This window comes from Candidatus Poriferisodalis sp. (assembly GCF_965221945.1).
GTDB lineage: Bacteria > Actinomycetota > Acidimicrobiia > Acidimicrobiales > Poriferisodalaceae > Poriferisodalis.
Window position 1 is genome coordinate 33,544 of record NZ_OZ244925.1, and the last position, 22,443, is coordinate 55,986.

Genomic DNA, 22,443 nt, shown 5'->3' on the forward strand with positions numbered 1-22,443 from the left:
GGCGCTGAGCCAGGGGGAATCGTGAGCTTTGACCGGGTCCTCATCGCCAACCGCGGCGAGATCGGCATCCGCATTGCCAAGGCTGCTGACGCACTTGGCATCGAGTCGGTTGCCGTCTACGCGCCCGTCGACGAGCGCTCACTGCACCTGGTAGCCGCGGACCACGTTGCTCCATTGCCCGGCAGCGACCCGGTGGCTGCGTACTTGGACATCTCCGCATTGCTGCGGATCGCAGGCGAGCTCGGCTGCGACTGCGTTCACCCGGGCTATGGATTCCTTGCTGAGAACGCAGCGTTCGTTCATGCATGTGCTCAGGCAGGGATCGCATTCGTCGGCCCGGCAGCGAGCACGCTCGAGCTCTTCGGCGACAAGATCCGCGCTCGGGCCCTGGCCACTTCCCTTTGCATTCCCGTCGTGGGGGGATCGCCGGGTGCTGTTGCCGACGCGGCTGCCGCAGCCGGCGCGGCCGCAGCGATTGGATTGCCGGTCATGTTGAAGGCCGCTACCGGCGGGGGCGGTCGCGGCATGCGCGCCGTGGAGCGCATCGAGGACATCGACGAGGCGTTCGGGCGATGCTCGAGCGAGGCCGCCGCAGCGTTTGGCGACGGCACTGTGTTCGTGGAGCGTCTCGTGAACCGGCCGCGCCACATCGAGGTGCAGGTGCTGGCGGACCATCACGGAAATGTGACGCATCTCTACGAACGGGATTGCTCGGTCCAGCAGCGCAATCAGAAGGTCATCGAGATCGCCCCTGCCCATGGGCTCAGTGCTGAACTGCGGGCACAGCTTCATGCCGACGCCGTCCGACTCGCCGCCGAGGCGGGCCTGGTGAATGCGGCCACGGTGGAGTTCCTGGTTTCGCCCGAAGCTGGCGAGCACTACTTCATCGAGTGCAACCCCCGCATCCAGGTGGAGCACACCGTCACCGAGCAGGTCACCGGCGTTGATCTCGTCGAAGCTCAGTTCCGCATCGCCGCCGGCGAAACGCTCGCAGCGGTGGGCATCGGCGCGGCTGGCACCGCCGAGCCTCGCGGCTACGCGCCGCCGCCGTACTACGACCCCCTGCTCGCCAAGGTCATCGCTACCGGGAACACCATCGAAGCCGCGGTGGCCCGCACTTCATCGGCCTTGGCCGACTTCCACATCGGTCGGCTGCCCACGAATATCGGCCAGCTCCGCGAGATCCTGGACCATCCGGCGGTGAGCAATGGCGACGCACGCACCACGTTGTTGGCCGAAATGGTGACGGCGCAAAGCGGAGCGTCGGGCAGTCCGAACGGCATGGGTGGCGGCGACGCTTCGCGCCGCGCCGCCCTCTTGGAGCCGGCGTTGCCACACCCCGCTGCTGCGCCTGCCGCTATGCCGGCGTTGCCGCCATCGACATGGCCGGACCGCGAACTCGGTGACGATGAAGTAGCAGTCTCCAGCCCACTTCCCGCCAGCGTCGTCGAGGTGCGGGCAAGCGCAGGTGACGCTGTGGCAGCAGGGCAGGCGCTCGTGGTGCTGTCGGCCATGAAGATGGAGACCGAGGTCACCGCGCCTAGCGCCGGCACGATCACAGCTCTGCGTGAGTTGCAGCCTGGCGACCAGCTGGCCGCGGGCGACGTGCTCGCGGTAGTGACTGCGACGGCTTTGTCGGGCACACCGGCGGCCGCAGAAGCGGCGCGCAGCGGCTGGGAACCGCTGCTTGATGAGGTGCAAACCCTGCGGCGGTTGGCGGAGAAACGCCTGGGGCCCGACTCGGACGAGCCCGGTGTGGTACGCCAGCGCAGCCGGGGAAAGCTGCACTGCCGGGACCGCATCCGGCTGCTGCTCGACGAGGGCTCCTTCCGCGAAGTCGGCAGCCTCGCGGGCTTTGCCTCCTACGACGACGATGGCGAGATCGCAGCGTTCACACCCGCGAATCACGTCGGCGGAACCGGCACGATCCACAGCCGAGGCGTGGTGGTCTGTGCAGACGACTTCACCTCGCGCGGCGGCCATGCCGACGGGGCAATCGGCGCCAAGAGCTTCCACCTCGACCTGCTCTCGACCGAGTTGGGGGTGCCGTCGGTACGGCTGCTCGATGGCTCGTCGGGAGGAGGCAGCGTCGCCTCGATGGTGCCCGAGCAGCGCAAGGAAGGGGAGAGCACGGCCAAGGAGAGCTCTGGCGCCATCAGAGCCGGGCGCCCACGGGTGAGTGGCGGCGGCGGTTCGTTCTTGCCTTCGCACCTGGGCAGCACCGAGTACGCCGCCCAGCTCGCCACGGTGCCGGTGGTCAACATGCTGCTCGGCAGCGTGGTCGGCATCGGAGCAGCGAAGGCCGTCCTGGGCCACTTCGCCGTGATGGTGCGCGACATCTCGCAGCTGTTCGTGGCCGGTCCGCCGGTCGTCAGCCACGCGATGGGCTACGACATTTCCAAGGAAGACCTCGGCGACTGGCGCATTCACTGCACGAACGGCTCGGTGGACAACCTGGCCGAGACTGAGGAGGAGGCAGCCGAGCTTGTGCGGCAGTTCCTGTCGTACCTGCCGTCGTCGGTGTATGAGACACCACCCGTGCTGCCGCCCGAGGGGGGTGACCCGCCGGACCGGCGTGAAGAGGAGCTGCTGACGCTGACTCCCCGAAAGCGCACCACCACGTTCGACATCCGCCGGGGAATCGAGCTGATCTGTGACCGCGGCTCGTTCTTCGAGATCGGTCCGCTGTGGGGCACTGACCAGGTGGTCGGGTTCGCACGCATGAACGGGCACCCGGTGGGGGTGCTGGCGTCGGACAGCCGCCATCCCAACGGCGGCGCACTGACTGCGGACGGATGCGACAAGCTGACTCGCCACATCGACCTGTGCGACCTCTTTCATGTGCCGATCCTGAACCTGTGCGACAACCCCGGCTTCGCGGTCGGGGTCGAGCACGAGATCACCGGGACGATCCGCAAGGGTGCGACGTGGATGACGGCGTTCGCCCAGGCCACGGTGCCGATCTTCACTGTGCTCATGCGGCGCAGCTTCGGCGTGGCCGGCAACAACTACGCCACGCCACGGCGCCAACACAACGCCCGGGTGGTTTGGCCGGCCGCAGATGTCGGGGGCATCCCGCCCGAGGGCGGCATCGAGGCTGCCTACAAGCGGCAGCTGGCCGAGGCTGAAGACCCGTTGGCACTGCGGGCGGAGCTGGAGGCACGGATCGAAGCCGCGCGTGGCCCGATCGGTCCGCTCAATCGCTTCCAGATCGAGGAGATGATCGACCCACGCGAGACTCGTCGACTGATTTGCGAGTGGATCGAGGGCGCCTATCGAATCGTCAGCCGGCCGGCTCAGCTTGTGGCGCGCCCGATCGCTTTCCGCCCCTGATCTGGCTGCGCAGCTTCGAGCGAGGCTGCATCTGCCACATCGCCGGCACGGACGCTGAAATTTGGGCGCCGAGCCCGGATTCAGGCGGGGTCGACCGACCAGACCTCGGGTGCCCGACCTGGCTGGATCTGAGGCGCTCCGGGTGATGCACCGTTCGCCTTCGCTCCTGCGAGCACTGCGGCGCGACCGGCGGGCACACCGTTGCGCGAGGCCGCGAGCACTGCTTGGGGAGCGGCGGATGGCGGACGGGCCACGACGCGCGCCGGCTCGACACGTTGGACTGGTCGCGGTGCGCGTGCACTCAGGTAGTCGCGGGCCGGGTTGCCGGCGAAGCTGTAGACGACCAGACCCACCACGGCAATCGCTGCCAAAGCGAAGAACGCGGACCGGTAGCTGTACGCATCGTTGAGGACCCCGGTGAGGAACGGCCCACCGGCCAGGCCGGACACCATCAGCAGTGAACCGAAGCCGTAGATGCGCGGATAGTCCCGTACGCCGAAAGCGTCGGCCAGGATCAGCGGATGAAGCATCAGCAGGTTGCCCATGGCACTGCCGAGCACCAACACGCCGAACAAGATGGCGAGGCCGCTGCCAGCAACAGCCAGCAGGCACAGCCCCGCGACCTGCACCACCATCAGCACCATCGTGAGCCAACGCAGCGACACCTTCAGGGCTGCAACGCCGCCGCAGATCCTCGCGACGACGCTGGTGCCCGCCAGCAGCTGCACCGCACCCGCACCAGCGGCCTCGAATCCCAAGCGGTCGCCGGCGAACTTGTACATGTGCTGGATGGCCCCGACTTGGCTGCTCATCACCAGCACGAATCCGATGGCAGTGAAGATGAAGAACCGAGTGCGGATGGCCTGCTGGTAGGGCATTCCCGGCGGTGGAGAATCGGGGGCTCCGCCCGAATCGCTGGCCTGCCGCGCACCGTCGGGCCGCAGTCCCACGTCTTTGGGCCATGCTCGAATGAAGAACCACGTCGAGATCAGCAGCAGGACGCAGTACACCAGCGCGAATCGGGGCGCCCAGTAGACCAACGATTCGGTTTCGATGCGTTGACTGAGCTGCGGCAGCAGGATGATGCCGCCGAGCGACAGACCGGTGGAGGCGATTGCCATCGCCACCGAGCGGCGACGCTCGAACCAGCGCGTCACCAACGTGGTAGTCGGCACCAGACCGCAGAGTCCGAACCCGATGCCGAAGATGGTCATCACGACGAACATCTGCCAGCCAGACTGCACTTGTGCGAGGAGTGCCATGCCGACGGTGCTGACTGCAGTGCCCGCCGTGATCACCCAGCGAGCATCGAAGCGGTTAACCAGCTTGCCTGTGTAATACCCGCACAGACCTGATGCCAGCAAGAAGGCGCCCACGCCTGCGCCCGCGAGACTGGTGCTGAAGCCCTGCTCGTCGACGAAGGCATCCAAGAAGGCGCCGAGGGCATAGAACACCATGCCCGAGGTGATCATCATCACCCCGAAGACGCCGGTCAGCACAACCCAGCCCCGAAGGGACCGCTGGCTGCGCTCAGCGGTAGCCACCGGCACACTCATCGCCGCACAGCCTGCCAGCTAACTTGCCCCGATGCGCCTGCCGCGGCCGGAATGCGCGTCGGCACCGCGGACGGCCGAGCGTTCATGAGCCAGTATTCGCCGAACCGATGAGAATGATCTGCAGCCAAACGGCAGGCGAGGAGCGAGCAAGCCGATGGAAATGATGAAGGCCGGCCGGATGGTCGACATCGGACGCATGGAATGCGAAGAGATCGCGGTGCCTTCGCTGGGCGGGGTCTCCTCGGACGCCGCACCGTCGTCCCGGCCCGACGCTGCCCTGGGCATGACAGCGGTGAACTACGACGTGTTGGTGCGCTCCGAGATGGCCTCGATCTGTGGCAGCGACCTGCACATGGTGATGATGGGTAGCGGCTTGGCCCACCCCACACCGTGCCCGCACGGGTTCCCCGGCCACGAGGGCATCGGCATGGTGGTGGAGAGCCGAACGCCGAGCTTGCCTGAGGGCACCCACGTGCTCACCTTCCCGAATCCGCCGGTAGGCGAGTGCTTCAACGCCTACCAACGAGTCGGCGCCGGCTACTACGTTCCGCTTCCGGCGAGCGATGTGCCCCGCTCGCACCTGCTCATGGGCCAGCAGCTCGGCACGGTCATCTACGCCATGCGCCAGCATCCCCGCGACGTGTCCGGCGAGACCGTCGTCGTGATGGGACAGGGATCGGCTGGATTGTTCTTCACCTACCTGTTGAAGCGGGCCAGTGCCGAGCGGGTCATCGTTTCCGACCTCTCGCCGGCGCGCCTGGCTGTCGCAGAGGCCTACGGCGCGGACGAGTGCCTGAATGCCGCCGAGCTCGGCAACGCCGGAGTCATCGAGGCCATCAAGGACATGACCGACGGCCGCGGCGCCGACTACGTCGTGGAAGCTGTGGGGCGCGCGGACACATTCCTGGACTCGGTCGAGCTCGTGCGCATGGACGGTCAGCTGCTGTGGTTCGGGCTGCCGTCCACCGACGACAACATCCACGTGCGCTTCCAGAAGTTCTTCCGCAAGCGGCTGTCCGCGGCGAGCACGTACGGGGCCCAGGACGAGCCCGGCTCCATGTCCTTCCGCCAGGCGCTACGCCTGATCGCCTCCGGCGACATCGATGTGTCGCCGCTGCTCAGTCATGTCTTCGACGTCAGCGACATCGGCGACGCGTTCCGGCTCGCGCACGAACCTCACGAAGTTGGCGCGCTGAAGGTTTCGATCAGCTTCGACTGACGCGCAGCTGGCTCAGTCGAGCGCCTCGACGACCTCCACGAGGAGGTCGAGCCCCTCATCCATCTCTGCTTCGGTCACGTTCATCATCGGCGTGATGCGGATGACGTTGCCGTAGAGGCCGCCCTTGCCCACGAGCAGGCCGCGGTCCTTGGCGGACTCCAGCACTGCCGACGTGGTCGCGGCGTCGGGCTCGATGCTGCCCGGGTGGCAGAACTCGAGGCCTTGCATCAGTCCCTTGCCGCGCAGCTCCGCGACATGCGGCGACGCGTCGCACACGGGAGCCAGGCGTTCGTGCATCTGCGCCCCGCGGGCAGCGGCATTGGCCTGCAGATTGTTCTCGAGCAGGTAACGCAGGGTGGCCCGGCCCGCGGCGGTCGAAAGCGGATTCCCGCCGAAGGTAGTGATCGAATTGCGAGTCAGGCAGTTCATGAGCTCGGCCCGGGCAACGATGCCCGCCAGGGTGATGCCATTCCCGACGCCCTTGGCGAAGGTGATCGCATCGGGCGTGATGCCGTGGGCCTCGTAACCCCAGAAATGCTCGCCGGTGCGTCCCCAGCCGGACTGCACCTCGTCGGAGATGAACAGGATCCCCTCCGAAGCCAGCACCTTGCCCATCGCACCGAAGAAGCCGTCGGGCGGTGTGGCGAAGCCTCCGACACCCTGGATGGGCTCGGCGATGAGCGCCGAGAAGCCGCCTGAATCGGTCATGTCGATGAGCTGGACGAGATCCTCCACGCAGGCATTGGTGAAGGCGTCGTCGTCGAGATGCCTGAAGGGGCTGCGCAGCCGGTAGCCGCCCTGGACGAACTGCACGTCGAGCCCGCTGAAGCTGCTTGTCGACCAAGCCCGGTGGCTGGTGATCGCCTGGGCCGTGAGCGAGCGGCCGTGATAGCTGTTGCGCATCGCCAGCACCTGGTTGCTATTGCGGTAGTTGGTGGCCAGCAGGATCGCGGTGTCGTTGGCCTCGCTGCCCGAGGTGGTGAACAGCACACGGGGGTCGGGAATGCCCGACACCGCAGCGACCTCCTCGGCGAACGAGATCATCTCGGAGTTCAGGTACAGCGTCGAGGTGTGCATCACCTTGGCTGCTTGGGACTGCACGGCCTCGACCACGACTGGATTGGCGTGCCCGATCATGGTCGTGAGGATCCCGCCGAAGAAGTCCAGGTAGCGATTGCCCTCATTGTCGAAGACGTAGCTCCCCTTGCCGCGGTCAATCGAGAGGGGCCGTTCGTACAGCGGGCTGATGAAGCTGGGCATGATCGCCCGGTAGCGCTCCGCGAGATCGGCGGTAGCAGCCATGTCGGCTCACTTTCGCTTCGCTTGAGAAAAGTCGGATGCCCGAACCGCAGTCTCCGATGCATGCGGAACGGGCATTGGGAAGTTCGGGCACATCGTAGAGTTCGTTCGCACCCGGTACGACCGGGAGGCAACCAATACGAGCGTCCACGATCGAGTCGGCCTCAATCTGAGAAGACGAAGCCGATGAGTTGGTGGGGACCCTGAGCGGCCAGCAGAGGGGAGGCATGTCATGGCAGGTCTGGCGAAATGGGTCACGCAGGCCTATGAGACCGCCCGCAGCGTCATGCAATTCGGCGAGTTCGAACGCGATGCGGACAAGCGGCACCTGATCCGCGCCGCAGACGTATCGGACTTGCGTCGTATGGCGAAACGCCGGATGCCCGGCGGCTGCTTCGACTACATCGACGGGGCAGCGGAGGACGAGGTCAGTGCCGAGCGCAGCGTGTCGGCATATCACCGCTGGCAATTCCGGCCGCGTGTGCTGCGCGACGTGACCGACGTGGATATCTCGGGCAGAGTCCTGGGCAAGACAGTGCCGATACCGCTGGTCATCGCACCGACCGGCTTTGACCGCATTGCCCAGTCCCAAGGCGAACTGGCTGTGGCACGGGCTGCCGAACGTGCCGGCATCCCGTACTCGCTCTCGACGATGGGCACGCGCTCAGTCGAAGAAGTGGCCGATGTGTGCTCGGGGCGCAAGTTCTTCCAGGTGTACGTGTGGCGTGACCGAGAGCTCATGGCCGACTTGCTGAAACGTTCCGCGGCTTGCGGGTACGAGGCGATCATGATCACGGTCGACACGGCAGTGCTGGGGCGCCGCGAGCGTGACGTGCGTCACGGATTCAGTCTGCCGCCCAAGCTCGGTCCTGACACGATCATCGACGGACTGCTGCACCCACGATGGCTGCTCGACTTCTTGAGCAACGAGCCGATCAAGTTTTCCAATTGCGAGGGGGCGACCGGCGGCGACGGCGGCGATGCGGTCGCCCTCGCCGACTACGTCAACAGCCAATTCGATCCGTCGCTGTCGTGGGACGACATCGAGTGGTTCCGCGATCGCTGGGACGGCCCCGTGATGCTCAAGGGGGTGCTGTCGCCGGACGACGCGAAGATCGCCGCTGACATCGAGCTCGACGCCGTGATCGTGTCCAATCACGGGGGACGCCAGCTCGACGGGGCCCCGTCCCCGGTGGAGTGCGTGCCGGCGATTCGTGAGGCAGTCGGCGACCGCTGTGAGGTGATCTGTGACGGCGGGATCCGGCGAGGCAGCGACATCGTCAAGGCGCTGGCACTGGGGGCCGACTCGGCGATGATCGGCCGTGCGTATCTGTATGCGCTCGGTGCTGCCGGCGAGACCGGAGTGGATTGGGTGCTCAACTACTTCGTCGAGGGGATGACCCGGACGATGCGCTTGAACGGCGTCCGCTCGGTTGCGGACTTGACGCCCGACCTGCTCGAACGCGTCTGAGGTCGGACTGGTGGCAGAACAGACCTTGACCGGCCGCGCAGTGCCCAATCGCAACCTCCCAGATCGAGCCGAGGTCGTGGTCGTTGGTGGGGGCGTCGTGGGCTGCGCGATTGCGTACCACCTCGTGCGCCGGGGCATCAGCGACGTGCTGCTGCTGGAGCAGAACCAGCTCACGTCGGGCACGACATGGCATGCCGCCGGGTTGGCGGCGCAGCTCAAATCGACCTACAGCCTCACCAAGCTCGCGACCTACTCAGTGCGCCTGTTTGAAGCGCTGGAAGACGAGACGGGCCAGGCCACCGGATTCCGGGCGCCGGGTTCGATCTCGGTCGCATCCGACGCCGAGCGCTGGGAGGAGATCCTGCGGGGCGCGTCGATGGGGGCCACCGTCGGCGTCGAGTCCCGGCAGATCGACATGGACGAGCTCTCGGAGTTCTGGCCGCTGATCCGCACCGACGACCTGGTGGGCGCGCTGTATCTGCCGGACGACGGCTTGGTGTCTCCGGTGGACGCCACGATGGCATTGGCCAAAGGGGCACGGGCCCGCGGGTGCAGGATCGTCGAGGGGGTTGCGGTCACGGGGCTCGAGACCCGCAACGGCGCTATCTGCGGGGTCCGGACTGAGACCGCAGGCAGCGCAGACGACGCCCCTGATCACCTCATCGAGGCTGAGACGGTTGTGCTCGCAACCGGCATGTGGACCAGACACCTCGCTGCGCAGATTGGCGTGAACGTCCCGCTGCAGGCCTGCGAGCACTTCTACGTGGTCACCGAGCCGCTCGAAGGGCTCGACGCCTCCACGCCCATCATGCGCGACCCGACGAACTACACGTACTTCAAGGAGGAGACCGGCAAGCTCATGGTCGGCTTCTTCGAGCCGGAAGCCAAGGTGTGGCGCCTCGACGGCATCCCGCGGGACTTCAGCTTCGGCACGCTCGACGAGGACTGGGACCACGTCGGCCCGGTGTTCGAGCGATCCTGCCACCGGGTGCCGGCACTGGCCGACTGCGGCGTGCAGCTGTTCTTCAACGGTCCCGAGTCGTTCACGCCCGACGGCGTGTACTACCTCGGCGAGGCTCCGGAGGTCGACGGCTGCTTCGTGGCTGCCGGTTTCAACTCTGTCGGCATCCAGTCCGCAGGAGGCGCCGGCTGGGTGCTGGCCGACTGGATCGCAGACCGGCACCCCCCGATGGACCTCTCGGCGGTGGACATCCGGCGTGCCATGCCGTTCCAGGCCGACAACGGCTACCTGGCCGAGCGCATCAGCGAGAGCCTCGGGCTGCTGTATGCGATGCACTGGCCGTTCTTCCAGTACACGAGCGCCCGTGACCAGCGTCGCTCGGCGCTGCACGACGCGATGGATTATGCCGGTGCGGTCTTTGGCGAGACGGCCGGCTGGGAGCGTGCCAACTGGTTTGCCGAGCCTGGCCAGGAGCGCGAGTACCGCTACAGCTACGGCAAGCAGAACTGGTTCAGGAACTCCGGCCGGGAATGCGACGCGGTGCGCAACGGTGTGGGGCTGTTCGACCAGTCGTCGTTCGCCAAGTTCACTGTGCGTGGTCCCGATGCTCTCGATGTGCTCGACACGCTGAGCGTGGCGTCGGTGGACGTGCTTGCGGGGCGCGCTGTGTACACGCAGTGGTGCAACGAGCGAGGAGGCATCGAGGCCGACCTGACCGTGACGCGGCTGGGCGACGACGACTTCTGGGTCGTGACATCGGCCGCCTGCCAGACACGCGACTGGGCATGGCTGAGGCGGGCTTGCCGGGGAAGAGATGTCGAGATCGCCGACGTGACCGACGAGTGGGCGGTGCTCGGCCTCATGGGACCCCAATCGAGAGACCTGCTCAGCAAGGTCACCGAGGCTGCCCTGGAAAACGAGTCGTTCGGCTTTGGAGCTGCACGGCACATCGACGTTGCGACGTCAGCTGGCTCGACAGCGGTGCTTGCGGTTCGCATGAGCTACGTGGGCGAATTGGGCTGGGAGCTGTATGTCCCCAACGCACAGGCGGTCGCGGTCTACGAGGCGCTGAGAGACGCCGCGGTGGCTGCCGACGGGTTGGAGTTGGCACACGCCGGCTACCACGCCATGAACACGCTGCGCCTCGAGTGCGGCTATCGCCACTGGGGCCACGACATTAGCGACGAGGACACGCCGCTCGAGTCAGGGCTCGGCTTCGCTATTGCTTGGGACAAGCCACGCGACTTCATCGGCCGCGCAGCGCTAGAAGCACAGCGTCACCAGCCTCGCACCCGCCGCCTGGTGCAGTTCCGTCTTGAAGATCCCGATCTGCTCGCCTACCACGACGAGCCGATCCGCCGCGACGGCGAACTCGTCGGCCGGGTCACCTCGGCGATGTGGAGCTACACCGAGGACCGCTGCCTGGTGATGGGCTACGTGACGCATCCGGCGGTGGCCGAACCGGATCCGCAGCCGCAGCCGGTTACCAAGTCTTGGCTTGATGCCGGCAGTTTCGACATCGAGATCGCCGGGCGCCGCATTGCTGCCACGCCCTCGATCCGCAGCTTCTACGACCCCACCAACGAGCGCGTCCGCCTCTGATCGCAGACTGGTGTCGGTACTTCTCTGGGTTTCGTGACGACGACGGAGGACTGCTCCGATTGGGTCCCGGTCTTGCCTCAGTTGTGATCGAGCTATGCGGAGAATTCGCTGTTGGAGTGCTTCGGCATGTCGACTGTGGCCATGAGGCCGTTGAGCAGGAGCCGCAGTGTTGCCTTGTGGTGGTCAGCAGGCCGTCCTGCCTCCATGGCTTCGGTGACTAACGGAAACTTGTCCTGGCGGTTGTTGATCTCGACATCAACTTCGGTGTTGAGCGCTGCGCCGATGCAGTAGTCATCGATGGCGAACAGGAACCTTGCCGAGTCTTGTGCAGAGAGGCCGGCGCCTCGCAGGCGCTCGTGCATTCGTTCGTAGTAGGTGAGCGAGGGATCAGTCCGGGCCGGTCTGGTGGCCAGCACTCCCATCATGTTGGGATGCGCCTGGAGAGCCTTCAAGAAGGCGAGCGTGCCGCCGTAGACCGCTTCTTTCCAGTCCGGGTGGTCGAGAGGGTGCAGGTCGACGCCGGCGAGGACCCTTGCGTTCAGCAATTCCAGGAGCTCGTCGCGGTTGGAGATGTGGTTGTACAGCGAGGCTTGTCCGACGCCGAGGCGGCTGGCGATCGCCCGGGTTGTCATTGCTTGCATTCCGCTCTCGTCGATGATCGCCATGGCGGCGTCGACGATCATCTGTTGTGAGAGCAGGGGTTCTGAGGGGCGACCCACGCTGGTGAGGCTAGGCCGCAGCGCTGTTTGCGGGATCGCCCTCTTGCGCTCGGTGTCGGGCGCTCCTATTATAACGATCAATGATCGTTTATCGGTCGCGTGATGGCTGAGGGACTGCAGCTGCGGAACGTCTCCAAGACGTTCACTGCCCCCGAGGGCGACATCGTGCGCGCCCTCGACGATGTGTCGCTGGACGTGGCGAGCAACGAGTTTGTCGTGCTGCTGGGGCCCTCGGGCTGCGGCAAGACGACGCTGCTGCGGACGATCGCCGGGCTTGAGAATGTGGACTCGGGCGAGATCCACCTTGACGGGGAACGGCTCGACAAAACGGCGCCATTCCGGCGGGCCGTCAATACGGTCTTCCAGAGCTACGCGCTGTTCCCGTTTCTCACCGTCGAGAGGAACATCGCGTTCGGGCTGGAGATGGAGAAGCGGCCCAGGGCCGAGATCCGCGAGCGGGTCGCTGAGATGCTCGACCTAGTGGAGCTGTCGGGCTTCGCGAAGCGCACGCCCGCTCAGATGTCTGGGGGTCAGCAGCAGCGAGTGGCATTGGCGCGCGCTCTGGCCAAGCGACCCAGCGTGCTGCTGCTCGACGAGCCGCTCGGAGCGCTCGATCTCAAGCTCCGCCGTCAGATGCAGACGGAGCTCAAGCGGATCCAGCGCTCCACCGGCATCGCGTTCGTGTTTGTCACCCATGACCAGGAGGAAGCGCTGGCTCTCGGCGACCGCATCGCTGTGCTCAACGCCGGCCGCATCGTCCAGATCGGTACACCGCAGGAGATCTACGAAGCCCCGGCGACGCGTTTCGTGGCCGATTTCATCGGCGAGACGAACCTGTTGCCGGTCACCTATGACGCGGACGGAACGTTGACGGTCGCGAGCCAATGGAAGCTTCATCTCGCAGGAGTCGGGGACATCGACGAGGCAAAGGTGGCGACTGCTGATTCGGTGTCGCTCGCTGTGCGGCCCGAGCGGGTGTCCCTGCATCCAGACGGGCACCTTCGGGGCGTGGTCGCCGAGACTGCCTACCTCGGAGCCGACGTGCATCTGACGATCGACTTGGGGAACGGCCTTCGGATCAACGTTCGCGAAGACGCCCAGGACCACTCCGTCGATGTTGGGGATTCGGTGTCGTTACGCATCGAGCCCCGGCACACGAGGATTCTCACGTCGTGAGGGTCGGTTCTCGATGGCTCGCATCCCCGGCGCTGGGATTTGTCGCGGTCATGGTCGGCGGGCCGATGGCGGTGATCATCTGGTACTCGCTTCGCACCCGGGGCCCAGGCGGCGTCGGCGTCGGCGACGGGTTGACGACCGACGCCTACGAACGGCTCGCGGTGTCGGAAAACTTCACCGGCGACATCGGGTTCGACCCGACATACCTGCAGGTCATGTGGTCCTCGATCTTGCTCGCGGCGGTGACGATGCTCGTCGCGCTGGTCATCGGGTTCCCGACTGCGGTGTGGATCTCGAATCGGCCCCGCCACCTGCAGCCGCTGCTGATACTCGCTGTCACGATTCCGTTCTGGACCAGCATGCTGGTTCGCACCTACGCCTGGATCGTGATCCTGCGCGAGACCGGCCCGCTTGCCTCCGCCCTCGACGCGATCGCGGTCGACGCCCCTCAGATGCTCAACACACGCGGGGCAACCCTCATAGGCATGGCCTACACGTTCCTTCCCTTCATGATCCTGCCCATCTACGCGGCCGCGGAGTGTTTCGACCATCGGATCGCCGAAGCCGGGCTCGACTTGGGCGCCACCCCGGGCGTCGTCCTGCGCCGCATCGTGTGGCCTTCGGTGCGGCCCGGCGTGATCGCCGGCTGCCTGCTGGTGTTCATTCCTGCCATTGGCGCCTTCTTGCAGCCCGAGCTTCTGGGCGGCGGCCGCTCCTTGATGATCGCCAACCTCATACAGCAGCAATTCGGAGCGTCACGAAACTGGCCGTTCGGGTCGGCTCTTGCCATCCTGCTGCTCGTCGTCGTGGGGACCGTCTTGGTCACCGCACGTCGCGCTGCACAGGGCGCTCAGGTGGTGCTGTCATGACCGGCCGGCTGGACACCCGCAGGTACCCGGGGGTCGGTTCCGCGGCCCGACTGGCATTCGTGTTCCTGTACGTGCCGCTCGCTGTCGTCATCGTCTACTCGTTCAACAGCGGACCCATCGTGTCCCGTTGGGAAGGTTTCAGCCTGGTCTGGTACCGGGAGGTGCTGGAGCGCTCAGATGTCCGAGACGCGGTATGGACCTCGTTGCGGGTCGCCGTCGTTGCGTCGGCTGGGGGGACCCTGCTGGCGATGCTCGCAGCGCTGGGCATCGTGGCAATGATCCGGCGGGGCTCGTCGCTCGCTGTCGGCTTCTTGTCCACTCCGTTGCTGATCCCCGAGATCGTGACGGCGGTCGGCACGCTGTCGTTCTTCGTGCTGTTGGACTTCGAGCGGGGCATGACGACGCTGGTACTGGCTCACACAGCGTTCTGCATCCCATTCGCGTTGCTGCCGATCCGGGCGCGCCTCGCAGAGCTGGACCCCGCAGTGTTCGAAGCGGCCAGCGATCTCGGAGCCTCCGGCGTTCGACTGTTCAGAAGAGTGACGCTTCCGCTGCTGGTTCCCGGGATCGTGTCCGGCGCCCTGCTCGCATTCATCATCAGCCTCGACGACTACCTGATCTCGGCGTTCGTCGCCGGCCCTACCTCGACAACGCTGCCCATTTTCCTCTTCGGACTCATCCGCAGAGGTGCAAGTCCCCTCATCAACGCGGTGAGCACTCTGCTCCTCCTTGTGACGATCGCAGTGCTCACCGCCTCATACATCACAGCCAAATGGAGGAAACACAAATGAAACCCACAAATGGAGGACCGATGCATGCGACAACCGCCAGGACTACGAAACGCAGCATCAGTCGCCTGCTCTTGCCAGTGCTGTTGGCGCTGACCCTGCTGGCAGCGGCATGCGGCTCAGACGACGACACCGACACGGCTGCACCGGAACCGCCGGCGACGACAGCATCGGAAGCGGGCGACGAAGGCGCCAGCGCCGAGCCCGACGCCGACGAAACGACCAGCAGCGGCGAGGACGCCCAATCAGCCGAGGCGCCGGATCAAATCGGCGGCGAGCTGAATCTGTACAACTGGACCGACTACATCTCAGAGGACCTGCTGTCTCGCTTCACCGACGAGACCGGCATCGCGGTCAACTTGAGCAACTACGACTCGAACGAGACGATGCTCGCCACCTTGGCGGCCGGCGGCACCGGCTATGACGTGATCGTCCCGTCGGACTACATCATCCCGCAGCTCATCGAGCAGGACCTGATCCAGCGGATCGACGCGTTTGCCTTGGAGAACGCTTCAAATATCGACCCGGCGTTCCTGAATCCCTACTTCGACGACGGGCGTGTGTACACGGCGCCGTACCTCTACGGCACCACCGGACTGGCCGTGGACACTTCACAGGTTCCTGATCCTCCCGACACATGGGCCGAGTTCTTCGCCGTCCCCGAAGGATCCGACGGTTCGATCGGCATGATGAACGATCAAATCGAGGTGATCCACGCCGTGCTTCGCGCCGTGGGAGCAGAGCCTTGCTCGACGAATCCGGCTGATTACGCGCTGGCCGACGAGCTGCTCGAAGAGTTCAAGCCTGCGGTCTCGGTCATCAACTCCGACGGGATCATCGAGCGGATGGCGGCCGGCGAGAACTCGATGCACATGGAGTGGAATGGTGCCGCGTACCGGTCGTCGCTGGAGAATCCCGACCTCGTGTACGTGTACCTGAGCGACGGGCTGACGCTCTGGCAGGACAACTTCGCCGTTCCTAGGGGAGCACCAAACTTCGAGCAGGCCCTGGTGTTCATCAACTGGATGATGGATCCGCGCAATATCGCCGAAGCCACCAACTGGAACGCCTACGGCAACGCGATCACTGGCAGCGACGCATACGTCGACCCCGAGCTGGCTTCCAGCCCGATGGTCGTGCCCGCCACCGAGCAGCTGGCGCACGCAGCGCCGGTGGAGTCGTGCTCTGTGGAGGCGATCGATCTCTATGACCGGCTCTGGACCTCGTTCCGGTCATAGGAGTCACACATGTCCCAAGCGCATCCGCCGCCGGGCGGCAACAGCGCCCCGCGGCAGGCCCATGACGCCGAGCATGTCGGCGATCTGAGCCGAACCGCTGCACGCCATCTGTGGAGCCACTTCAGCTCGCCCGCAGCAGTTCCGATCATCGAGCGCGGCGACGGCTGCTACTTGTGGGACGACGCTGGACATCGACTGCTCGACGGCCTCGCGGGGCTGTTCGTCACCCAGGTCGGTCACGGGCGCACAGAGCTTGCCGAGGCGGCCCGCGAGCAGATGAGCAGGCTCGCCTACTTCCCGATGTGGGGCTACGGCCACCCGGCGGGTGTCAAGCTCGCTGCCCGGCTCGCGGACCTCGCTCCGGGAGACCTCAACCGCGTGTACTTCACGAGCGGCGGCAGCGAAGCCATCGAATCGGCGTGGAAGCTGGCCCGTCAGTACTTCGCTGCTATCGGACAGCCGACCCGCTACAAGGTGATCAGCCGCAATCTCGCCTATCACGGCACGTCGCTCGGTGCGCTGTCGATCACCGGTCTGGCGGCGATCCGGATGGCGTTCGAGCCGCTCGTCCCCGGGGCGATCAAGGTGGCCCACACCGACGAGTACCGCGTCGGTGGATCCTGTGGCCACGACGGCGATTGCCTGTGCGCTGCTGAGGAGATCGAGCAGGCCGTGCTCCGAGAGGGACCCGACACTGTGGCGGCCGTGTTCTTGGAGCCGGTGCAGAACTCGGGCGGCTGCTATGTCCCGACAGACGGATACTTCGAGCGGGTTCGTGAGATATGCGACGAGCACGGCGTGCTGTTGGTGTCCGATGACGTGATCTGCGGATTCGGGCGCCTTGGGCACATGTTCGGCGCTCAGCGGTTCGGCTACCAACCCGACATGATCACGATGGCCAAGGGCCTCACATCGGGCTACGCGCCGCTTGGCGGCGTGATGATCAGCGACCGCATAGCCGAGCCCTTCTTGGCCGACGGAAAGGAATTCATTCACGGCTTCACGTTCGGAGGCCATCCCGTGGCTGCGGCTGTCGCGTTGGCCAACATCGACATCCTGGAGCGAGAGGATCTTCCCGGGCGCGTGCGCATGCACGCCGACGCGTTCCGAGTCGGGCTGTCGGACTTGTGCGACGTGCCGATCGTGACTGACCTGCGCGGCGACGGGTACTTCCTCGCGTTGGAACTCGACGCCGGCGGACCGTCGGAGCCCGCGAAGGCGCAGGCGCATGCCGTCACGGTGTGCAAGTACCTGACCAAGAGGCTGTATGAGCTGGGGATGACCTGTCGGGCTGCTGCTCGGGGGGAAGTGCCCGTCATACAGTTCTCGCCGCCGCTGATCGCCGGCCCCGAGCAGTTCGGCGAGATCACGTCCGCTCTCAGGGTCACGCTCGGCGACGCCATGGCCGAGTTCGACTTGTGACCGGTCCGACGAACTCAGCGCCCGTCGGGCCGCACTGCCCATGGGGGAGACAATGAGCACTGAAGTCCGCACAGATGCCGGCCGCCTGTGGTCACGATTGATGGACATGGCCAAAGTCGGCGCGACCTCCGGCGGAGGCTCCAACCGACAGGCGCTGTCCGATGACGACCAAGCAGGCCGGGATCTGTTCATCGAATGGGTCCAGCAGGCGGGCTGCTCGATCGAGCTGGACGGCGTTGGCAACCTGTTCGCCCGCCGATCCGGGACCGACCCCGACGCCCCGCCCGTCGTCATGGGCAGCCACCTCGACACCCAGCCGACCGGTGGACGCTTCGACGGCGTGTATGGGGTGCTCGGCGGATTGGAGGTGATCGAGGCCCTCAATGACGCCTCGGTCAGCACACGTGCGCCCCTCGAAGTGGCTGTTTGGACCAACGAGGAAGGTTCACGGTTCCCGGTGTCGATGATGGGCTCCGCAGTGTGGGCCGGGGTGTCGGACCTCGACTCGATCAGGGCGCTCACGGATCGCTCCGGCGTCACTGTCGGCGCCGAACTCGACCGCCTGGGATGGTCCGGCACTGCCGCTTTCGGCAAGCCGCTGAGCGCCTACTTGGAACTGCACATCGAGCAGGGCCCGATTCTCGAAGCGAGCGGCTCCTCGATCGGGGTCGTCACCGGCGTCCAGGGAATCAGATGGTTCGAGGTGACCTTCGAGGGCTTCGCGGCCCATGCCGGTACTACGCCGATGGACCGCCGACGCGACCCTGCCCGCGCATTGGCGGACACTCTGCACGGGGTCTATGAGTTGGCCGCGGCCGACGCGGACCGTGTCCGTGTCACTCCGGCGCAGTTTGCGTCTGAGCCGGCCTCGCCGAACACGGTTCCGTCCAAAGTCTCGTTCACCGTCGACATGCGGCACCCAGACGCTGCCGGGCTGGACAGATTGGAGGCTGCGCTGCGCAGCCTGGTCGCCGAGGCCGCCGACCAGCACGGCTGCGGGCATCGGATCGACGTCATCAACGACTGCGCCCCCGTCGTTTTCGATCCCAGGTGCGGCGGCGCCGTCGAAGCGGCGGCGCGACTCTGTGGGTTCGCGTTCGAGCACATCGGATCCGGCGCTGGCCACGATGCCTGCCACGTCGCCATGCGCGCACCCGCCGGGATGATCTTCATCCCGTGCCAGGACGGTCTCTCCCACAACGAAGAGGAGTCCATTGAGCCCGACGACGCCGGTCGAGGAGCCGATGTGCTGCTGCACGCCGCCTTGGAGCTCGCCGGCGTCGCAGACGACACGGCGAACGCCGGAAGGACTACCGAATGCTGATCGGAGTACCCCGCGAAATCAAAGAAGGCGAGCGACGCGTCGGACTCACTCCCCACGCCGTACGCGAACTCGTGCTGCACGGACACCGAGTGATCGTGGAATCCGGTGCCGGCGTCGGCATCGGCGCCTCGGACGCGGACTACGAATCCGCAGCCGCCGAGATCACAGCACGTTCCCAAGACGTCTGGGGAGAGGCCGAACTCGTCGTCAAAGTCAAGGAGCCCCAATCGAGCGAGCGAAAGATGCTCAGCGAAGGCCAGATTCTCTTTGCGTACCTGCACCTTGCCCCCGACCATGAACAGACGGCCGATTTGGTGGCAACAGGCGCGGCTTGCATCGCCTATGAGACAGTGACCGACTCACGAGGCTCGCTGCCGCTTCTCGCACCCATGTCAAGAGTCGCCGGTCGCTTGGCGGTGCAAGCAGGCGCCTGGGCGCTCGAAACAGCTCACGGCGGAGCCGGAGTCCTCATCGGCGGCGTGCCGGGAGTTCCACCCGCCGGTGTCGTGATCATCGGCGGCGGTGTCGTCGGCGAGAACGCCGCGGAAATCGCCATCGGCATGGGCGCAGACGTGCGAGTGCTCGACATAGACCCCGCGGCGCTCGACCATCTAGAGCAGCGGTTCGGCGCAGCGGTAGTAACGGTCACCTCCACCCGAGCAGCGTTGGAATCCGAGGTGCTTGACGCCGACCTCGTAATCGGCGCTGTCTTGGTTACAGGTGCCCGAGCGCCGAAACTCGTGACGGCCACGATGATCGAAGCAATGCGTCCGGGCTCTGTCGTGGTGGACGTCGCCATCGATCAAGGTGGCTGCTTCGAGACTTCTCATCCCACCACGCATGCGGAGCCGACGTTCGTATACGGCGACATCGTCCACTATTGCGTGGCAAACATGCCAGGCGCCGTTCCGCTCACTTCGACCCGCGCATTGAGCGACGCCACACTGCCAAGAGTGCTCACCCTGGCAGAGCATGGTTTGGGAGCGTTGCGCATGGATCCCTACCTGCGTGCCGGCCTCAACGTGTATCGAGGCCAGATCACAGAACCCAACGTGGCCACGGCAATGGGAGTTCCCTTCGTCAATCCTCGATCGGCGCTCGCTGCCTAGCTACCAGTTCCGATCCCAGGGACCCCGAGAGCTTCCGACCAATCCAGAGCGATTCAACAACTGGCGAAGAGTGTGCTGCACAATCTGAAAGTTGACGCTTCAGGTTGTGCTACCGGACGGGGGTCTCAATCGCCGTTTCAAGCCCGCGCCGTAGTCAATGTCACACGTGTGATATCCCCTGCGGGCATATCCCCCCAGTCGCTTCCGGTGGCTGGGCGAAGGCCTGCTTCGGCGGGCCTTCGAGCATTATGCACCGCTGTTCCAGGCTTGGGGCTTGGGGATCGGTCCCTTTGAATCGTGCAGCACCGCTGGCAGTTGGGCTCGCCCGAGCAGTTGACGCGGAACCTGTTTGTAGAACAAGCAGTTGAGCCGGATAACTACTTTTTTGAAGGTTCGCGCACGAAGCAATATGTCCAGGTAGGCAACGCGGTTCCTCCACTGCTCGCGCGCCGTATCGCCGGGGTTCTAGCCGATGCTCTGGGGTTGGTCCCCGCATGAACGCGCATGACCAGACACGTCGGCGTCGCGATCGCATGGGACAAGGCACGCGACTTCATCGGCCGTGCAGCGTTAGAGGCGCAGCGTCACGAGCCGCGCACCCGCCGCCTGGTGCAGTTCCGTCTCGAGGATCCCGATCTGCTCGCCTACCACGACGAGCCGATTCGCCGTGACGGCGAACTCGTCGGCCGGGTCACCTCGGCGATGTGGAGCTACACCGAGGACCGCTGCCTGGTGATGGGCTACGTGACGCATCCGGCGGTGGCCGAACCGGATCCGCAGCCCGTCACCAAGTCCTGGCTCGACGCTGGGACGTTCGACATCGAAATCGCCGGCCACCGCATCACCGCCACGCCCTCGATCCGCAGCTTCTACGACCCCACCAACCAGCGCGTCCGCCTCTGATTGCAAGATCTGAGTGGGCAGGTGCCACGCACGGCCCCGGCGTGCACGCTAAACGCAATAATGCTGCAATGCGCAACTTGAAGTTGCGTATTGCATGAATTCTGGGAGTAGAATCGTGTAATGATCCAGCGCGAGATTGCCCCGTTGCTTCCACGCTTGTTCCGGCAGTATCCGTTCGTTTCCGTGACCGGACCGCGGCAGTCGGGCAAGACCACGTTGTGCAAATCCGTCTTCGCGACCTCGGGTGTCGAGTACATCAGCTTGGACGCGCTCGATATCCGTGAGCGAGCCGAGCACGACCCACGGGGATTCCTGCGCGACCTCGGCACACCCGCTGTCATCGACGAAGTCCAGCATGTGCCGTCACTTTTCTCGTATCTCAAGGAAGCGGCAGATGCCAGCGGCGCCAACGGTTTGTACGTACTGACGGGCAGCGAGAAATTCGCGCTCAACGAGGCGGTCAGCGAATCGCTCGCCGGCCGCGTTGCACAGCTGCGGTTGCTGCCGTTCTCGCTCGAAGAACGCCGCACGGCAGGCGGGGGCGGATCGTTCGGCGACATCGCTTATGGAGGCTTCTACCCGCGGATCATCGATCAGCAACTCGAACCCCACCAAGCGCTCGCCGACTATGTCGACACCTACGTCGAACGGGACGTGCGCCGGATGGGAGGTGTCGGTGATCTGTCGGCCTTCAGGCAGTTCGTTGCCCTGTGCGCTGGCCGGGCCGGCACCTTGCTGGATATGACGTCGCTCGGCAACGATGTCGGCGTTTCTCGGACGACCATCCGGAACTGGCTCACCGTGCTCGAACGCAGCTACATCGCCTTTCTGTTGCCGCCCTTCCACGCCAACGTCCGCAAGCGACTGGTGAAGTCTCCGAAGATCTACTTCTACGACGTCGGCCTCGCCAGCCACCTTGTGGGGCTCCAAGAAGCGGGCCAGGTGACGACTCACCCCTTGCGAGGCCAGCTGTTCGAGAACATCGTCGTCGTCGAGGCCGTGAAGCACTGCTACAACCGCGGCCGTCGGCCCCGGCTCAGTTTCTATCGAGATTCGAACAAGCTTGAGTGCGACCTGCTCTATGAGACCGGGCGCGGCATCAACGCCATCGAGGCCAAGTCGGGCGCCACGGTGGCGTCTGACTGGCTGCGGCCGCTGGACCGTGTCGCTAGGACGGTGCCCGGCGTCGCTGCGCAGACGGTCGTGTACGGCGGCGAGCAGTCCCAGTCTCGCACCGAAGTCGACATCGTGACACTCGATCAGTTTCCTGCGGCACTGGCGCGATTTGACGCCGGGGCTGCGGCCTGAGGGCGCCTTTTGGAGACTGCATGGGGAAGGGCCGACATGGCTGCCAGCGAGGTTGCACCCTCCGATGCCGACGTCGCACGTATTGCCGAGCCCTTGTGGACCAATTGCGCGCAGTGGTGCGCGGAGGGGTGGTAATTTGCGCGCAC

16 protein-coding genes and 1 pseudogene are annotated in these 22,443 nt (G+C 65.5%); 14 read left to right on the top strand and 3 right to left on the bottom strand.

Translation table 11 applies throughout. The features are described 5' to 3' along the window. The first annotated feature begins 21 nt into the window (after nt 1-21). Nucleotides 22-3,333 (top strand): carboxyl transferase domain-containing protein, encoded by a 3,312-nt coding sequence (locus ACOQPH_RS00180; protein WP_420622755.1) that lies wholly within the window; start codon nt 22-24, stop codon nt 3,331-3,333. 80 nt (nt 3,334-3,413) lie between these two features. Here ACOQPH_RS00180 and ACOQPH_RS00185 read toward each other — a convergent pair whose 3' ends face one another. Next, complete coding sequence (locus ACOQPH_RS00185; RefSeq protein ID WP_420622756.1) at nt 3,414-4,877, bottom strand: MFS transporter; 1,464 nt, start codon at nt 4,875-4,877, stop codon at nt 3,414-3,416. Between the two features lie 166 nt (nt 4,878-5,043). On the opposite strand from ACOQPH_RS00185, the gene ACOQPH_RS00190 reads away from it, so the two are divergent. Further along, nucleotides 5,044-6,108 carry a zinc-dependent alcohol dehydrogenase gene (locus tag ACOQPH_RS00190; protein WP_420622757.1) on the top strand — a complete coding sequence of 355 codons (1,065 nt, stop codon included), beginning with the start codon at nt 5,044-5,046 and terminating at the stop codon, nt 6,106-6,108. Between the two features lie 12 nt (nt 6,109-6,120). Here ACOQPH_RS00190 and ACOQPH_RS00195 read toward each other — a convergent pair whose 3' ends face one another. After that, on the bottom strand, nt 6,121-7,410 hold the full coding sequence (locus ACOQPH_RS00195; RefSeq protein WP_420622758.1) for an aspartate aminotransferase family protein: 1,290 nt from the start codon (nt 7,408-7,410) through the stop codon (nt 6,121-6,123). 229 nt (nt 7,411-7,639) lie between these two features. Between ACOQPH_RS00195 and ACOQPH_RS00200 the strand changes: the two genes are divergently transcribed. Beyond that, nucleotides 7,640-8,878: an alpha-hydroxy acid oxidase gene (locus ACOQPH_RS00200; RefSeq protein WP_420622759.1), complete on the top strand. Its 1,239-nt coding sequence runs from the start codon at nt 7,640-7,642 to the stop codon at nt 8,876-8,878. A gap of 10 nt (nt 8,879-8,888) precedes the next feature. Next, on the top strand, nt 8,889-11,441 hold the full coding sequence (locus tag ACOQPH_RS00205) for a GcvT family protein (protein WP_420622760.1): 2,553 nt from the start codon (nt 8,889-8,891) through the stop codon (nt 11,439-11,441). 92 nt (nt 11,442-11,533) lie between these two features. Here ACOQPH_RS00205 and ACOQPH_RS00210 read toward each other — a convergent pair whose 3' ends face one another. Beyond that, entirely contained in the window at nt 11,534-12,160 is a 627-nt protein-coding gene (locus ACOQPH_RS00210) for a TetR family transcriptional regulator (RefSeq protein ID WP_420622761.1), read from the bottom strand. 102 nt (nt 12,161-12,262) lie between these two features. Here ACOQPH_RS00210 and ACOQPH_RS00215 point away from each other — a divergent pair, with 102 nt between their 5' ends. The 10 genes and pseudogenes from ACOQPH_RS00215 to ACOQPH_RS00260 all read left to right on the top strand — a co-directional run bounded on the left by ACOQPH_RS00215 (nt 12,263) and on the right by ACOQPH_RS00260 (nt 22,297). Continuing rightward, complete coding sequence (locus ACOQPH_RS00215) at nt 12,263-13,336, top strand: ABC transporter ATP-binding protein (protein WP_420622762.1); 1,074 nt, start codon at nt 12,263-12,265, stop codon at nt 13,334-13,336. Further along, nucleotides 13,333-14,205 carry an ABC transporter permease gene (locus ACOQPH_RS00220; protein ID WP_420622763.1) on the top strand — a complete coding sequence of 291 codons (873 nt, stop codon included), beginning with the start codon at nt 13,333-13,335 and terminating at the stop codon, nt 14,203-14,205. The genes ACOQPH_RS00215 and ACOQPH_RS00220 overlap by 4 nt, the downstream gene beginning before the upstream one ends. Beyond that, on the top strand, nt 14,202-14,996 hold the full coding sequence (locus tag ACOQPH_RS00225; protein ID WP_420622764.1) for an ABC transporter permease: 795 nt from the start codon (nt 14,202-14,204) through the stop codon (nt 14,994-14,996). Before ACOQPH_RS00220 ends, ACOQPH_RS00225 begins: the two co-directional genes overlap by 4 nt. Then, the gene (locus tag ACOQPH_RS00230) at nt 14,993-16,231 is read left to right on the top strand and encodes an extracellular solute-binding protein (protein ID WP_420622765.1); all 1,239 of its coding nucleotides are present in this window, start codon (nt 14,993-14,995) and stop codon (nt 16,229-16,231) included. Before ACOQPH_RS00225 ends, ACOQPH_RS00230 begins: the two co-directional genes overlap by 4 nt. A gap of 9 nt (nt 16,232-16,240) precedes the next feature. Next, nucleotides 16,241-17,653: an aspartate aminotransferase family protein gene (locus ACOQPH_RS00235; RefSeq protein ID WP_420622766.1), complete on the top strand. Its 1,413-nt coding sequence runs from the start codon at nt 16,241-16,243 to the stop codon at nt 17,651-17,653. 52 nt (nt 17,654-17,705) lie between these two features. Then, entirely contained in the window at nt 17,706-18,977 is a 1,272-nt protein-coding gene (locus ACOQPH_RS00240) for a Zn-dependent hydrolase (RefSeq protein WP_420622767.1), read from the top strand. Next, nucleotides 18,971-20,086 (top strand): alanine dehydrogenase, encoded by a 1,116-nt coding sequence (ald, locus tag ACOQPH_RS00245; protein ID WP_420622768.1) that lies wholly within the window; start codon nt 18,971-18,973, stop codon nt 20,084-20,086. Before ACOQPH_RS00240 ends, ald begins: the two co-directional genes overlap by 7 nt. 339 nt (nt 20,087-20,425) lie before the next feature. Continuing rightward, a pseudogene (locus ACOQPH_RS00250) lies at nt 20,426-20,584 on the top strand (DNA cytosine methyltransferase); the annotation flags it as partial. A 6-nt stretch (nt 20,585-20,590) separates the two neighbouring features. Further along, entirely contained in the window at nt 20,591-20,989 is a 399-nt protein-coding gene (locus ACOQPH_RS00255; RefSeq protein WP_420622769.1) for a glycine cleavage T C-terminal barrel domain-containing protein, read from the top strand. A gap of 120 nt (nt 20,990-21,109) precedes the next feature. After that, the gene (locus tag ACOQPH_RS00260) at nt 21,110-22,297 is read left to right on the top strand and encodes an ATP-binding protein (RefSeq protein WP_420622770.1); all 1,188 of its coding nucleotides are present in this window, start codon (nt 21,110-21,112) and stop codon (nt 22,295-22,297) included. Nucleotides 22,298-22,443 lie beyond the last annotated feature (146 nt).

Coding starts and splice junctions, on each gene's coding strand:
- ACOQPH_RS00195 (WP_420622758.1), bottom strand. CDS start 7,410: ATGGCTGCTACCGCCGATCTCGCGGAGCGCTACCGGGCGATCATGCCC.
- ACOQPH_RS00215 (WP_420622762.1), top strand. CDS start 12,263: ATGGCTGAGGGACTGCAGCTGCGGAACGTCTCCAAGACGTTCACTGCC.
- ACOQPH_RS00260 (WP_420622770.1), top strand. CDS start 21,110: ATGATCCAGCGCGAGATTGCCCCGTTGCTTCCACGCTTGTTCCGGCAG.
- ald (WP_420622768.1), top strand. CDS start 18,971: ATGCTGATCGGAGTACCCCGCGAAATCAAAGAAGGCGAGCGACGCGTC.
- ACOQPH_RS00230 (WP_420622765.1), top strand. CDS start 14,993: ATGAAACCCACAAATGGAGGACCGATGCATGCGACAACCGCCAGGACT.
- ACOQPH_RS00200 (WP_420622759.1), top strand. CDS start 7,640: ATGGCAGGTCTGGCGAAATGGGTCACGCAGGCCTATGAGACCGCCCGC.
- ACOQPH_RS00255 (WP_420622769.1), top strand. CDS start 20,591: ATGACCAGACACGTCGGCGTCGCGATCGCATGGGACAAGGCACGCGAC.
- ACOQPH_RS00190 (WP_420622757.1), top strand. CDS start 5,044: ATGGAAATGATGAAGGCCGGCCGGATGGTCGACATCGGACGCATGGAA.
- ACOQPH_RS00235 (WP_420622766.1), top strand. CDS start 16,241: ATGTCCCAAGCGCATCCGCCGCCGGGCGGCAACAGCGCCCCGCGGCAG.
- ACOQPH_RS00240 (WP_420622767.1), top strand. CDS start 17,706: ATGAGCACTGAAGTCCGCACAGATGCCGGCCGCCTGTGGTCACGATTG.
- ACOQPH_RS00225 (WP_420622764.1), top strand. CDS start 14,202: ATGACCGGCCGGCTGGACACCCGCAGGTACCCGGGGGTCGGTTCCGCG.